Genomic DNA, 14245 nt, shown 5'->3' on the forward strand with positions numbered 1-14245 from the left:
GTAAGGGCGGAAGGGGCCAGCAGCGGCGCTACATAGAATGGATAAACTCGCAACCTTAACATCCCATCACATCCCAAAAATCATAGTCCCCGAAATTCCGTGAAGAACCTTTTTTTTGCTCGAAATTTCCTTGTCTTACAGATACTTCCGTAAGGCGTGGAAAGAATTTAAACCACCTTGTAAATATTTCGTTACAAAGGCTTGCCGGTTATTGGGCTGTTCCTGCGATTTTTTTTCTGCTGTAAACAGAACTTTCCGAGTCGCCCGGGGCGGGGCGCTTTACGTAACCGTCAACAGCTTGCCCGCAGGTCTGCGCAGCGGTGAGATAGGCGCCATTGCGGTGCGTAGCCGGGCCGGAGAGCCAGGCATTGATAAGAACAAATGGAGGCGCTATGTACGCCAATTACCCCCCCAGGCTTGACCCTTTCCTCAGGAACGGTGCGTTTTGTCGTCAGACAGTCACGCAACGTGTTGACCCCTGCGCGTCTGCAGGGGTATACAATGCGCCGCGTTTTAACTGTGACCCCAATGCGTACCTCGCACTCTTGCTGACACCCGGTTGATGCGTCCAGGGCTCTTGCCCGCGACCTGAACCCTCGTCCAAGAACCTTCAAGGTAACCACCTTGTTAATTCCGCTGCGCCACGAGCGCGGTGGGTCCGATTCCGTCACAGATAAAAACAAGCAGGTGACTTCGTTCATGAGTGGACAAAACACGCATTCAGGCGAGCTGAAACGCGGCCTGAAAAATCGCCATATCCAGTTGATCGCCCTGGGCGGTGCAATTGGTACCGGGCTGTTCCTGGGATCGGCCGGGGTGATGAAATCGGCGGGCCCGTCGATGATTCTCGGCTACGCGATCTGTGGCTTCATTGCCTTCATGATCATGCGCCAGCTGGGTGAAATGATCGTTGAAGAGCCGGTAGCCGGTTCCTTCAGTCACTTCGCGCACAAGTATTGGGGTGGTTTTGCCGGCTTTCTCTCCGGTTGGAACTGCTGGATGCTGTACATCCTTGTCGGTATGTCGGAACTCACCGCGGTCGGCAAGTATGTGCACTACTGGTGGCCAGAGATTCCGACCTGGGCCTCGGCGGCAGCCTTCTTCATCCTGATCAACGCCATCAACCTGGCCAACGTCAAAGTGTTTGGCGAGGCCGAGTTCTGGTTCGCGATCATCAAGGTTCTGGCCATTGTCGGCATGATCGCCCTGGGCAGCTGGATGCTGGTCAGTGGTAGCGGCGGCCCGCAGGCCTCGGTGAGCAACCTGTGGGAACATGGCGGCTTCTTCCCCAATGGTGTCAGCGGCCTGGTGATGGCCCTGGCGATCATCATGTTCTCCTTCGGTGGCCTGGAAATGCTCGGTTTCACCGCCGCTGAAGCCGACAAGCCGAAGACCGTGATCCCCAAAGCGATCAACCAGGTGATCTACCGCATCCTGATTTTCTACATCGGTGCCCTGGTGGTGCTGCTGTCGCTGACGCCATGGGACAGCCTGGTTACCAGCCTGGACTCGGCCGGTGGCACTTATGGTGCAAGCCCGTTCGTGCAGGTGTTCTCGCTGCTCGGTAGCGATGTTGCCGCGCACATCCTCAACTTCGTGGTGCTGACTGCGGCGTTGTCGGTGTACAACAGCGGTACCTACTGCAATGCCCGCATGCTCTACGGCATGGCCGAGCAGGGCGATGCTCCGGCCAGCCTGTCGAAGATCGACAAGCGCGGTGTGCCGGTACGCTCGATCCTGGCCTCTGCTGCAGTGACCCTGGTGGCCGTACTGCTCAACTACTTCATGCCGCAGCATGCACTGGAGCTGCTGATGTCGCTGGTGGTGGCAACCCTGGTGATCAACTGGGCGATGATCAGCTACTCGCACCTGAAGTTCCGCCAGCACCTGGACAAGACCGGCCAGACGCCGCTGTTCAAGGCGCTGTGGTACCCCTATGGCAACTACATCTGCCTGGCCTTCGTGGTGCTGATCCTGGGCATCATGCTGCAGATCCCGGGCATCCAGATCTCGGTCTATGCGATTCCGGTCTGGCTGCTGGTGATGGGCGTGTGCTATAGCCTGAAAACCAACCGCAGCAAAGCCACGGTCGCAGCCAGCCCTGCACCGCTCAAGCGCTGATTCAAATGGTTGAACGAACGCCCCGCTGCGCGGGGCGTTTTGCTTTACAGGTAGATGATTTCGAGGGTGCCTGAACCATCGAGCTGGATATCCTGGCGGTTGTCCAGTTCGTTGGTCGGGGCGATCACCGGCAGTATGTTGACTGTCGCGTTGAGGTTGCGAATGGCCACCGGTCCCTTCGCGGTCATGGCTTCATCGCTGAAGCCGAGTACGGTGGTATCGGCAATGCTCCTCGGCTCGCTGCCCGAATCGCTCCAGCCGATGCCGCCGGCAGTGGATTGGGTCAGGTAAACCGCCGCTAGCTGGTCGGCAGTGATCGACTGCGGGTCGAACTGTACTTCATACAAGCCGATCCTGTTCTCGGCGCCATCGCGTCCCAGGCCATAGAAAATCAGCGAGTTGACCAGCGAGCTGCCGTCACGGTTGTCGTGCATGCGCAAGGCATAACGCGCCGGGCTGTCACAATTGATCGACAGGTTCAATTGACGGGTGGGCAGGCGCGTACGCCGGTCGCTGTTCAGGCTTTGGCTGGTGATCCTGCCGTAGTCCACTACGCCTCCCTGGGACAGGCTCGGGGTACAGGCTGCTGGGATGATCTGCCAGTGTATGGCCAGTTCGGCTGTGCTGCCCGACGCTGGGGCGTGAAGTTGCCCGGTGCTTCTGAACTGCGTCGACTCACGCACGGCAAAGGCCTGGGCATCGAGTTCGCCCTCAAGCACCAGGGTCAGGTTGAGGTTGCGACCTTTTAGCGGTTTACCCGCCGCCACCGGGGTGATGCCGCTGCGTGGCTGCCAGTTCAGGTGGGCGTTGGCCGGGGCCGGAACTGCCCCGGGCTGATCGAGGCGGGCCAGGTCCACGCGCACGCCGTCGACAAAGGCATCGCTGGCTTGCAATCGATAGTGGCCCGAGCCCGCCAGCGCGAAGCGCTCCTTGTCCAGGCCGTTGGCGCTGTAAAACAGGCTGAGGTCGGCAGGGTCGTTGCAGCTCATGCTCAGTTGCGCGGTCTTTTTCGCCAATGCCAGGCCAGGGCTGCCGGCTTCCAGTCGGCTTCGATCAAGCGTCCCGTAGTCCAGTGGATCAGGGCTGACCTGTAGCCGGCATTCGGCCGCCATGGCCGACAGTGGCAAGACGAACAGCAATAGCAGGGGGGGGAGGGTGTTCATGTGCTGGCGCATCCTCTTCGGGCTGCCGAGTAGGCTGACGACACAAGGTCTGATTGCCAGGGGCAGGTCGTCGCTGGGGCTCAACTGCATGTGCGTTGAGCCTGGGTGTAGTAGCTGTCGGTGGTGTTGCCAGTGTCCGGTTCCAGAGTGACCCGGCACTCTTTGGCCTGATGGTCGCTGACGATCAGGTGGCCAATGTCATCGCTGTTATCGATGAACACCAGGCCGCCGGGCTGCACCAGGTTGATGAAGCGGCCGCGGTCATCGAATACCGAAGCACCGCTGGCCAGCGGCTGACCGCTGTTGTCGAGCAGGGTCAGCAGCACCCGACGCGTGCTCCAGGCCCTGAAACTCAGGCGCGGCACCGCGCCACGGTGGGCGCGCAGCACGCCGGCACCCTCATCGACATTGATGTTGATCGGCAAGCTCTGGGTATCGATCTGGACCGGGCTGCGACCGTAGGCGGCCAGGGCGGGAATCACCGCATGCCCTGTATGGTCGGTCCACACCGGGCCGCTGGGGGTGCTGGCCTTGACCCCGGGGGTATCGGTGACCGAGAGGATGGCAAAGGTATCGCGGATCGGGTAGGGCGTTGGTGTGATGCCCGCGCCGTGCACTGCAACGCCTCCGCGCAGGCCCAGGTTGTAGTTGCTGTTATCACCGTCGCCGCTGTAGTTCAGGTCCAGCTGGGTATAGCGCGGCAAGGCCGAGAGGCCGGCGCTGGCCAGCGTACTGGAATCTCCCGAACGATGCTCGGCGCCCAGGCGATAGCCGAAGCTGTCGTTTACCTGTTCGTTGTAGGCCAGCGTGCTGTTGCTGTGCCCGCCGCTGTGGCGGACACTGCTGCGCAAACGGCGTTTGCCGTCCAGCGGAATGCTGGCGCTGAAGTACAGGGCATCGTCGTTGTAGCCATTGCTGCTGCCGACGGACTTTTCCATCGTGGCTGACAGGGTCAGCCCACCGTAGCTGTTGCCCCAGGACAGAAATAGGCGTTGATTGCTGTCATGCTCGTAATAGGTGGTTTGCGTGTAGCCGAGGTTGAAGCTGCCCAGGGCGGCGCTAGCCCAGCGCAAACTGGTACTGAGCTGATCACGGTAGCTGGACCAGTGCTCCTCGTTGTCCCGGTTGGTGCTGTCGAGCAGCTCCCGGTAACCACGGGTGCGATGATTGCCGGCCACCAGGCTCGACCATTGCTCATTCAGTTGCCAGTTGAGCTGACCGCCCAGTTGGGCGCCGCTCTTGTCCAGCGTGGTTGCTTGTGAGCCGAGGGTAAAGACTTCGCCGTTGAGCTGGGGGGTAAGTACTGTGCCCACGCTGGCCCCTAGTCCCCGGTACCCCTGGGCGAGGATCACGCCGCTGCTCAGGCTTGAGCGATCTCCCAATGCGCCTGTCTGGCCCAGGCTCACCACTGCTGGGTCGTCGCTGTCATGACCGTGGCTGCGCACAACCCCGGCGCCGACGCTGAAACCGGTTTGCGGGCGAACGCTGGCGGTCAGGTTGGCCGGTACGCGAAAGCGTCGTTGCTCACCGTTGGTCTCGATGACGGTGACCTCAAGGTCCGAACGCGAAGTGATGCGCGGAATGTTGCTGATGGTAAACGGCCCGGGCTGGACCACGGTGCTGTACAGCAATGCGCCGTTCTGGTGGATTTCGACCCGCGCCTGACTGTTGGCAATGCCTTGCACGCTGGCATTGTCCAGTTGCGAGAGCAGGCCATATTCGGGGGTTACCTGCGCCCCGATGATCTGCGCGCCGTTGAGCACCGGGTTGACCAGGCTGATTTCGCCAGCCTGGAACAGGCTGCGATGCTCGGCGAAGCTGCGCTGTACATAGGTGTCGAGCATTTCGCTGTGCACCTTGCCGTCGAAGCGGCTGTGCACCTGGCGGCTGCGCAGGATCCAGTTGTCCATGTTCAATCCCAGTTCGGTGTTGGCTGCCGCGTAACGGCTGGACTGGCCGTCGTAGCGGTTGAACGAGCTGAACAGGTCGTAGTTCAGCAGGCCGGCAACCCCGCCCTGGTTATAGTCTTGCGACAGTTGACGGTGCTGCACCAGGGCCTGGTCGGGGACGACGACCTGCACCCGGTGTTGCCCTGGCTGCAGCTCGACCTGCGCCTGAGGGAAGGCCTCGCCCAGTTCGAGGCAGGCCGGATCGACCGGGGCATCCTGCTCGTCCAGGGTAGTGGGCCAGTCGGCGGGGCGCTCGATCCCGGCAAATGCCAGCAACGCGTCATCGAAGCACAAGCTGCCGTCCTGGCTGAAGCGGGCCTGGGTGGCACCCTTGTCGCGGCCATTGACCGTCAGGCTGATTTGCTGGCGGCCGGGCGGGAAGCGCGTTTGTCGGCCGAACAAGGCCGCCAGCTTCGGATCGATGCCACGCTGGCGCAGCACTTCCTGGTCGAACACGCTGTGCTCGGCGTGAACGGGTTCATTGGCCGCCTGCGCAGGTTTCAGGGTATCCAGGCCCAGCAATGTCAGGCACAGGCCGAGTATCAGTTGCTCGCGCGGGCGCTTTTTGCCCAGGGCGTCATCGGGGGTGCTCACAGGATGCTTGCCTCGAAGGGGTCGACCGCAAAGCCATAAACCGTGGCCGGCTGAAAGCGCACGGTAGTGGCCGCGGCGGCGGCATCAGGCAAGTCGAGTGTGATGGTTTCGTGGGCCAGGACGTAGTTGCGGCCCAGGTCCAGTGAGTGCTGACCAGGCAGCAGTTGCAGCTCCTGGGCCAGGCGAACGACGTAAGGCGTGTTGTTCTCTACGCGCAATTGCTTGCCATCCACGCGCCAGACCAGCCCTTTCCAGGGCTCGCTGTTGCGTGCCAGGCCCTTGGGGTGAAGGATGACCGGCAGGTTCTGGCGCACGCCGAAGTTGACCCGCATGTTCTGGGTGCTACCGGGAGCGGTTTCGCGAATGCCTTCGAAGATCACCCGGCGCAGGCGCTGGCTGTGCAGAGGCTCCTTGCCCACATAGTGGAAGATCACCTGTTGTTCCTTGCCGGCTTCCACCCGGGCGACCGTGGGCTGGACCACCAGCAGGTTGTCGTTGTCTTCAGCTGGGTTCTCGATGAACACCGCCAGCAGGGCGGCTTGTGGGTCGGTATTGGTCACCACGAATTCACTGCCGCTGGCGCGGGCTTCTTCGACGATGACCACTGAGGTTCTGGGCACCATACCGTCGGCGTATGCCTGGGGCAGGGGTAGGGTGCAGAGAAGAATTGCAGGCAGCAGGGGGCCTGCAACGAGTTTGCATGCTTTGATCATGGTCGCTGTTCAGTGCTGGGCGTCGGGCGCAGCTCCCCGGGCTGCTTCCATCAGGCGTGATCGGGGAGTGCGCGAGCCGGATGTCAGAGGTGGGCGGCGAGCGTTCCGTGTTCGCGCCCTTGGTCACGGATGACGATCAGAGGTACACGACCTCGAGGGTCGCGCTGCCGTCAAGCTGAGCGTTGTCGGTTAACGTCAGGCTCTTGTTGAGAAAGCCGTTGACTTCCAGGTTGATACTGACGCTGGTGACTGCACTGGGCGCCGACGGTGAAGGCTGGTTTGCAAAAGAGGCCCGGAAGCCCGGTTCCTTGCCAAAGTCGCTTAGGATGAGAGTCGACGCGGGGATCCAGCTGGTACCGCCGTCCAGCGAATCCAGGTGGTAGCCCGTTTCACCATCCACCAGGGTGCCGCCGTTTATCCAGCGTATAAAAAAATTGCCGAGTTGCTGGTCTTCATGCATGCCAAGTCCAAACCGCTTCAACTCTGAGGGCGCACTGTCGCGACGATTGTCGCTGGCAATAACGGCAATGCTGGTCGGCGCGCTGCACTCGATGGCGAAGGACAGGTTTTTGGCTGGAAGGAGATAGTAGTTGCCTGTTTCCCCAAGGTTTGCCAGCGATACAACGCCGTAGTCCACCTGCCCGCCATTGCTCAAGGTCGGTGTGCAGGCGGTCGGGGTGATGGTGCCGGTGACTGTCAGGTCGGTGGTGGCGGCCATGGCGTGGGTGGTGGCCAGGCAAAGCAGTGCAGCAAGGGAGAGGACGGAGGTTTTCACAGTGATTTCCTTTCAGTGTGGGTATTGGCTGTCGCCCGTTTGGCAAATGGTCTGCTTGCTGCGCTACGGGCTGTCGTTTCAAGCGCTCGGGCAAGGTTCAGAGGTAGACGATCTCGATGGTTGCGCTGCCGTCCAGTGTTACGTTGTCGTTGAACGACAAGTCCTTGTTTATGTGGCCTGTTACCTTCATGTTCATGGTTACGCTGGTGACTGCTGTTGGGCTGCTGACTGTCTGGTTGGAGAAAGAAATCCTTTCGTCCGGGCCCCGGCCGGCATCGACGAGGGTGGCGGTGCGGTGGCTGTCCCAGGTGTTGCCAGCATCACGCGAGATCAGGTTCATGCCGCTGCCGCCGTCGATCAGGGTTTCTTCGTCGTCCCAATGCATGTAGTAGATGCCGATTGGCTGATCTTCATACATGCCAAGGCCGAACAGCCAAGGGTTGGGCCCCGCGCTTTCGCGGCGATTGTCGTTGGCGATGACGGCGATGGCGGCCGGCGCACTGCATTCGATGGCAAAGTTCAGGCTTTTGGCGGGGAGCTTGTAGGTGGTTGAGGTTTCTTCAAGGTTTGACAGCGACTGCACGCCGTAATCAACCACGCCGCCATTGCTCAAGGTTGGCGTGCAGGCCGCCGGGGTAATGGTGCCGGTGACACTCAGGTCGGTGGTGGCGGCCATGGCGTTGGCGGTGGCCAGGCTCAATAGGGCCGCTAGGGTCAGTACGGACTTTTTCACAGTGATTTCCTTCTGGATGTTGGTGTTTTAAGTGTTGCGGTGACCCGTTTTGCGCGCGCAGTTGCCCGCTCCCTGTCGTTCGGCAGGCAGTGGCTTGGGCGTGTGCCGGATTCTTGTTGGCCAGGCTTGGCCGTTATGGGGCGCGTTGGGCGTGGATACCTAGAGGTACAGTACCTCGATGGTCGCGCTGCCATCGATCTGCGCATTCTCGGTGATCGACAGGTCATTGTTGATCATGCCGGTAATGTCCATGGTCACGCTGACGTTGGTGGCCGGGCTGGGCATGCCCGGGTTCGAGGACAATGCCGATCTGTATTCAGGCGTTTTACCGGCGTCGTTGAAGCTCCCCAAGATAGAACTGCTCCAGCTGTTGCCGCCGTCGTGGGACGTGAGTGCGTGGCCCGCATTGCCATCCACCAGAACATTCTCCTGCTTCCAGCTCATGAAATAGAAACCGAGATTTTGTTGTGCATGCGTGCCTAGGCCGAATTGGAAATTGCTGGGGCCGCTGCTGTCGTGGCGATTGTCGCTGGCGATGAGCGCAAAGTTTGTCGGGGCACTGCAGTCGATAGTGAGGTCGAGGGTTTTCGCTGGCAGGTGGTAGAAGCTCGTGTCTTGTTCAAGGTTGGCAAGCGAGAGGGTGCCGTAGTCGACCACGCCACCGTTGCCCAGCGTTGGCGTGCAGGCGGTTGGCGTGATGACACCAGTGACTGTCAGATCGGTTGTAGCAGCCATCGCATTGGCAGCGATGAAGTTGAGCAATACAGCAAGGGGCAATACGGACTTCTTCACAGCAAGGACCTTTTTCAGTGTTGGTAACTGCAGGCGTACCGTTTGCGAGCGTAGGTATGGGTTCCCGGTCGCAATGATCAGGTTCAGAGGTACTGAAGCTCAATGGTCATATGGCCATCGAGCAGTGCTTCATCGACGTGGGTCATGTCGTTGCGCAACCATCCTGTCACTTCCAGGCGCAGGTTCAGGTTTTCGGCGGCCGAGGGGCTGTTCTGGCTGCGTCGGGCAAAGCCCAGGAGTGAGTCTGGCTTGTCGCCCTGATGCTCGAAACCGCCACCGGGTATGCGTGCCCAGGTGCCGCCTTTGTCTTCGGAGTAGAGGGTGTCGGCAGGCTGGTTGTCCAGGGTCGCATCACTGTCCGCCCATACGGCGCTGTAAAAGCCCAGGGATTCGCCGCTAGTGGTGGTGCCCAAGCCGAATGCCCTGGGCATCGGGATCGAGGTGCTGTCGCGGCGATTGCCGGTGGCTATCAGGGCGAAACGGGTTGGTCGGTCGCAGACAACGGTGAAGACCAGGCTGCGCGGTGGCAGAGCCGAGTGATCGGGAATGACAGGTTGAGGGGGGAGTTCAGGCATGGAGATATTGCCGAAATCAACCTGGCCGTACGAGGAAAGCGACGGCGTACACGCTGCCGGGGTAAGGGTACCGCTGATGTTGACGTCAGTGCTGCTGGCATGGGCGCCGACACTGACAAAGGTCAGCAATGCGGTAAGGGTGCACAACGGTTTGTTGTTCATTGTTCGGTCCTTTGAAAAATGAATGAACCTCCGTGCCGTTGTGGGTCTTATGTAGGAATCGGCAGCGGATGGCTCTTCAGGCGGCGCAAGGCAAGCCTGCTGTGCCCATTACCAGAGACGAATCCCTGATCCAGTGTCATCCGTGACGATTTTTCATACGCACTTGTTGGAAGATGGAGTGTGCGAATGTTTGGTTTTATGTGCTTTGCTTAGCCTTGCCCAGCTGTAAACAGCGGGGGCATAGTGCACAGCGCGGCTATCGGTGTCGTTCGGATGCCGATTATGCCCAATAAAATGTTCTTGTAAAGGGGTTTTGATTGAAAAATTGTGCACCCACTGCACTGAAATCGGCAGAGAGCGGTGAGCGATTGCGCCAGGAGCGTACGCGTCTGGGTCTGCGCCAGGATGATTTCGCCCAGCTTGGCGGGGTCAACCGCAACACCCAGGGCAGCTATGAAAAGGGCGAGCGCAATCCCGACGTCGCATACCTGGCCGCTGTGGCGGGGGCGGGTGTCGATGTGCGTTATGTAATTACCGGGGTGCGGACGGTCGATGATGGCGCTTCATTGAGCGAACCCGAGCAGCGCTTGCTGGCTCAATACCGGTCATTGGCTATCGCCGACCAAGAAGTTGTGCATAGAATTGTCGGGGCCATGCACGACGCGAAAGGTAGTGTCGTATAGCTATTATCTCAATTTTCCTACGAAACGCTCGGAACGGTCCTAGAGGGTTCGCAGAGAATTGCTCGTAACGTCGATGCATTCAGTCTCGCTAGGGAAGGGTGATCATGTCGGAGCATAAAACCTGCGCATTCAACACGGAAAGTGACGCTTCGCCTGTGCAACGCTTGAGTGAAGTCGAAAACGAGCTGCTGATTTTGTTTCGCCAGTTGTCCCCGGTGGATCAGGGCTGCGTACAGCGGGTAGCGCAAGTGTTGTGCCAGGGGGCGCAAGAGGCCGAGCGCGAGCGCTGCCGAATACCTGAGTCGGCCTGAATGTTTGATCAAAGGATGTGTGATGTTGCAGTTATCCAACGCGGTGCAGATCCCGGACGACGAGATCGAGTTGACTGCCATCCGCGCCCAGGGCGCCGGCGGGCAGAACGTCAACAAGGTCTCCAGCGCCGTGCACCTGCGTTTCGACACCCAGGCTTCGTCATTGCCGGCGTTTTACAAGGAGCGTCTGCTGGCGCTGAGCGACAGTCGCATTACCCGTGACGGGGTGATCATCATCAAGGCCCAGCAGTTTCGAACCCAGGAGCAGAACCGGGCCGATGCGCTGGAGCGCCTGCGCGAACTGATTCTCTCGGCGACCAAGGTCGAAAAGGCGCGGCGCCCGACCCGGCCGACCCTGGGCTCGAAAACCCGGCGCCTGGACACCAAGAGCAAGCGTGGAGCGATCAAGGCCGGGCGCGGCAAGATCGATTATTAAAGCAGGTGTCGTGGTGGCTGCAGACGGGCCTGGCGATACAGGTACAGGCTCAGCAGCAAACCGCAGAAAGACGCGCCAGCGGCAAAGACAAAGATCGAGGCAAAGCCGAATCCGGCAGCAATCGCCCCAGCCAGCGGCCCGGTGATCCCCAGCGACAGGTCGATGAACAGCGAATAGGCGCCCACGGCCGCGCCGCGATTGGAGGCGGACACCAGATTGACTGCCTCGACCCCCAGGGCCGGGAACACCAGCGAGAAACCAAAGCCGCTCAACGCCGCACCGGCCAGGGCCAGCTCGGCACTCGGAGCCTGCCAGAGCAGCAGCAGGCCGAGGGTTTCCACCGACAGGCAGGCGATCGCCACCCGGTAGCCACCGATACGGTTGATCAGGTTGCCGAACAGCAGTCGGGCACCAATGAAGCAGGCGCCGAACAGGCTCAGGCACAGCGCCGCGTTGTTCCAGTTGTGGCTGGCGTAGTACAGGGTGATGAAGGTGGCGATGGTGCCAAAGCCGATCGAGCCCAGGGCCAACCCCGAGCCGTGACCGAACACCCGGCCAAGCACGTGCAGAAACGGCAGGCGTTCACCGGCAACCACAGGGGCGGCGGTTTTCGGCCAGGCCAGGGCCAGGCCCAGCACGCACAGCAGCAAAATGCTGGCGCCCATGCTCCACAAGCCGAACTGCTGCACCAGCACCACGCCCAGCGGTGCGCCGATGGCCAAGGCGCCATAGCTGGCGATGCCGTTCCAGGAAATCACCTTGGCGGTGTGTTGCGCGCCCACCCGGCCAATGCCCCAACCGATCGAGCCCGAGCCGACCAGGCTTTCGGCGCTGCCCAGCACCAGGCGGCCGACCAACAGGCTGGCCAGGCTCAGCCATGGCGCATGTTGCAGCCACGCTGAAATCAGCATGAACACGCCGCTCAAGCCACAACCGGCCAGGCCGTAGAGCACGGCGCGCTTGCTGCCCAGATTATCGATGATGCGGCTGGCGTAGGGGCGGCTGAGCAAGGTGGCCAGGTACTGCACGCTGATCACCAGGCCCGCGACCACGGTGCCGAAGCCCAGGTCGCTATGCACGTAGCCGGGCAGCACGGCCAGGGGGATGCCGATGTTCAGGTAGCCGATGAAGGTAAACAGGACGATGGAGACGACTTGCAGGGTGACCGCAAGGGGGCGCGGTGAGTCGGGCATGTGCGGGCTTTCGTAGAAGAGGAATTCTTGACGGTGTGAAAACGTGTTGACGGGGTGGTCCCTGCATCAGCCGTTTTCACACAGTCTGATCGTTGCGCGATTATTCCTGGTCGGCGCTGGAGGTTTCGTCACCGTCGTGGTCAGCCTGGGCTGCTTCGGCGCTGTGAGTGGCAGGAGTCTGCTCTTCTGGGTTCAGGCTTGGGAAGGGAAGATTCGGGATTTCATGCATCTCGTCGTTCCTCGCAAGTGTGTGGAAAGGCTGCGCAAGGCGCGCATGGGCTTGTGAAAGCCTGTGCAGGATACAGGAGTCTGAATGACAGTATGAATTTTCCTGCTGATTGGTGTTGACGATCAGGGGATCTTCCGGGGCTGTTGCGCAGCCGATCGCTGGCAAGCCAGCTCCCACAAGGTCCGGTGTATGCATGACCTGTGGGAGCTGGCTTGCCAGCGATGCTTTTAGCGACAGACGTCGGCGATGGCGGCAGCCAGTGCTTCAAGGCGTGCCGCATCGGCGCCGGCGATGTTCGCCCGGCCAGTGCCGACCATGTACACGCTGTGCCGTTCACGCAGCTGCTTGACCTGCTCCGGCGACAAACCGGTGTAGGAGAACATCCCGCGTTGCTTGGCGATATGCGCGAAGCGTTCGCTCAGGCCGTGGGGTGCCAAGGCCTCGACCAGGCCGACCCGCAGCTCGGCAATGCGCTGGCGCATGGCCTCGACTTCTTCGACCCACAGGCGCTTGAGGTCGGCGTCGCCAAGAATCTGCGCCACTACCGCCGCGCCATGGTCCGGTGGCGTCGACCACAGGTTGCGCGCCAGCAAGGCCAGCTGGCTGCGCACATCCACCAGCTTTTCGGCATCATGGCTGCACACCAGCAGGGCGCCGGTGCGGTCACGATAGAGGCCGAAGTTCTTCGAGCAAGAGCTGGTAATCAGCAGCTCGGGCAGTTCGGCGGCGAACAGCCGTACCGCCCAGGCGTCTTCTTCCAGGCCATCGCCAAAGCCCTGGTAGGCAAAGTCGATCAACGGCAGCAACTCGCGACGGCGCACCACGTCCAGCACGGCGCGCCAGTCATCCTGGCTCAGGTCGAAACCGGTCGGGTTATGGCAGCAGGCGTGCAGCAATACCACATCGCCTGTTGGCGCGGCTTCCAGGGCAGCGAGCATCCCGGCGACATTCAGGCGGTTGTCCGCACCGACGTAGGGATAGTGGCTGACCTTGAGGCCGGCGCCGGCGAAGATGGTTTCGTGGATCGGCCAGGTCGGGTCGCTCAGCCAGATACCGCGGCCAGGCAGGCAGTGCTCGATGAACTCCGCTGCCAGGCGCAGGGCACCGGTACCGCCCGGGGTCTGGGTGGCGCCGGCGCGCTGGTTGCTCAGCAGCGACGAATCACTGCCCAGCACCAGTTCGCCGATCAGCCGGCCAAAGGCCGCATCGCCATGACCGCCGACGTAGCTCTTGCTGGTCTGCTGTTCAAGCAGGCGCTGTTCGGCCTGCTTGACCGCCGCCGGAATCGGCGTCAGGCCCTGGGCATCCTTGAACACCCCGACACCGAGGTCGAACTTGTTCGGGTTGCTGTCCTTGGCATACGCCTCCATCAGCCCGAGGATCGGATCGCCGGGTACGCGCCCAATGGCGCCGAAGTGCATTACTTGCGGCCTTCGGCGGTGCTGGCGACCTCGTCGGTGCGCGCGGCCATGATGAAGTCGTTACGGTGCAGGCCCTTGATCGAGTGGCTCCACCAGGTCACGGTGACCTTGCCCCATTCGGTCAGCAGGCCTGGGTGATGGCCTTCGGCCTCGGAAATTTCGCCAACGGCGTTGGTGAAGGCCAGGGCGTGCTTGAAATTCCTGAACAGGAAGACTTTTTCCAGCTGCATGATGCCGTCACGGACTTCGATGTTCCAATCCGGGATCTGCTTGATCAGTACCGGCAGTTCTTCGTCGCTGACCTGTGGCGCATCGGCACGGCAGGCTTCGCAGTGGGCTTGGTTCAAGGCGTTCATAAGGTTTTCCGCAAGTGGTTGTTATTGGTTTGCAAGGTC

15 protein-coding genes are annotated in these 14245 nt (G+C 61.1%); 4 read left to right on the plus strand and 11 right to left on the minus strand.

All coding sequences use genetic code 11. The features are described 5' to 3' along the window. The first annotated feature begins 699 nt into the window (after positions 1–699). Positions 700–2121 (plus strand): amino acid permease, encoded by a 1422-nt coding sequence (locus UW3_RS0124775; protein ID WP_010226617.1) that lies wholly within the window; start codon positions 700–702, stop codon positions 2119–2121. A 44-nt stretch (positions 2122–2165) separates the two neighbouring features. Here UW3_RS0124775 and UW3_RS0124780 read toward each other — a convergent pair whose 3' ends face one another. The 7 genes from UW3_RS0124780 to UW3_RS27935 all read right to left on the minus strand — a co-directional run bounded on the left by UW3_RS0124780 (position 2166) and on the right by UW3_RS27935 (position 9577). Then, positions 2166–3284, minus strand: a complete 1119-nt coding sequence (locus tag UW3_RS0124780; RefSeq protein ID WP_010226618.1) for a DUF1120 domain-containing protein — start codon at positions 3282–3284, stop codon at positions 2166–2168. A gap of 80 nt (positions 3285–3364) precedes the next feature. Continuing rightward, entirely contained in the window at positions 3365–5827 is a 2463-nt protein-coding gene (locus UW3_RS27700; RefSeq protein WP_010226619.1) for a fimbria/pilus outer membrane usher protein, read from the minus strand. Next, a complete protein-coding gene (locus UW3_RS0124790) occupies positions 5824–6540 on the minus strand; it encodes a fimbria/pilus chaperone family protein (protein ID WP_036996288.1) in 717 nt (238 codons plus the stop codon). The genes UW3_RS27700 and UW3_RS0124790 overlap by 4 nt, the downstream gene beginning before the upstream one ends. Positions 6541–6676: 136 nt before the next feature. Then, positions 6677–7315, minus strand: coding sequence for a DUF1120 domain-containing protein (locus UW3_RS0124795; protein ID WP_010226621.1), 639 nt, complete (start codon positions 7313–7315; stop codon positions 6677–6679). Positions 7316–7412: 97 nt separating this feature from the next. Continuing rightward, positions 7413–8048, minus strand: coding sequence for a DUF1120 domain-containing protein (locus tag UW3_RS0124800; RefSeq protein ID WP_010226623.1), 636 nt, complete (start codon positions 8046–8048; stop codon positions 7413–7415). A gap of 159 nt (positions 8049–8207) precedes the next feature. Then, entirely contained in the window at positions 8208–8840 is a 633-nt protein-coding gene (locus UW3_RS0124805) for a DUF1120 domain-containing protein (RefSeq protein ID WP_100783133.1), read from the minus strand. Between the two features lie 83 nt (positions 8841–8923). After that, positions 8924–9577 (minus strand): DUF1120 domain-containing protein, encoded by a 654-nt coding sequence (locus UW3_RS27935; protein ID WP_010226625.1) that lies wholly within the window; start codon positions 9575–9577, stop codon positions 8924–8926. Positions 9578–9945: 368 nt separating this feature from the next. Here UW3_RS27935 and UW3_RS0124815 point away from each other — a divergent pair, with 368 nt between their 5' ends. The 3 genes from UW3_RS0124815 (at position 9946) to arfB (ending at position 11007) form a co-directional block, all read left to right on the plus strand. Beyond that, positions 9946–10260, plus strand: a complete 315-nt coding sequence (locus UW3_RS0124815; RefSeq protein ID WP_010226626.1) for a helix-turn-helix domain-containing protein — start codon at positions 9946–9948, stop codon at positions 10258–10260. 104 nt (positions 10261–10364) lie between these two features. Beyond that, positions 10365–10571, plus strand: a complete 207-nt coding sequence (locus tag UW3_RS0124820; RefSeq protein WP_010226627.1) for a hypothetical protein — start codon at positions 10365–10367, stop codon at positions 10569–10571. Between the two features lie 22 nt (positions 10572–10593). Further along, positions 10594–11007, plus strand: a complete 414-nt coding sequence (gene arfB, locus UW3_RS0124825; protein WP_010226628.1) for an alternative ribosome rescue aminoacyl-tRNA hydrolase ArfB — start codon at positions 10594–10596, stop codon at positions 11005–11007. On the opposite strand, the gene UW3_RS0124830 is transcribed toward arfB, so the two are convergent. The 4 genes from UW3_RS0124830 to UW3_RS0124845 all read right to left on the minus strand — a co-directional run bounded on the left by UW3_RS0124830 (position 11004) and on the right by UW3_RS0124845 (position 14206). Next, on the minus strand, positions 11004–12200 hold the full coding sequence (locus tag UW3_RS0124830) for an MFS transporter (protein ID WP_010226629.1): 1197 nt from the start codon (positions 12198–12200) through the stop codon (positions 11004–11006). The genes arfB and UW3_RS0124830 overlap by 4 nt on opposite strands. A gap of 100 nt (positions 12201–12300) precedes the next feature. Continuing rightward, the gene (locus UW3_RS30100; RefSeq protein ID WP_010226630.1) at positions 12301–12429 is read right to left on the minus strand and encodes a hypothetical protein; all 129 of its coding nucleotides are present in this window, start codon (positions 12427–12429) and stop codon (positions 12301–12303) included. A gap of 227 nt (positions 12430–12656) precedes the next feature. Continuing rightward, a complete protein-coding gene (locus UW3_RS0124840; protein ID WP_010226632.1) occupies positions 12657–13850 on the minus strand; it encodes an amino acid aminotransferase in 1194 nt (397 codons plus the stop codon). Further along, the gene (locus tag UW3_RS0124845) at positions 13850–14206 is read right to left on the minus strand and encodes a 4a-hydroxytetrahydrobiopterin dehydratase (protein ID WP_010226634.1); all 357 of its coding nucleotides are present in this window, start codon (positions 14204–14206) and stop codon (positions 13850–13852) included. Before UW3_RS0124845 ends, UW3_RS0124840 begins: the two co-directional genes overlap by 1 nt. Positions 14207–14245 lie beyond the last annotated feature (39 nt).

The organism is Pseudomonas donghuensis (genome assembly GCF_000259195.1).
In the GTDB taxonomy this organism is placed as follows: Bacteria; Pseudomonadota; Gammaproteobacteria; order Pseudomonadales; family Pseudomonadaceae; genus Aquipseudomonas; species Aquipseudomonas donghuensis.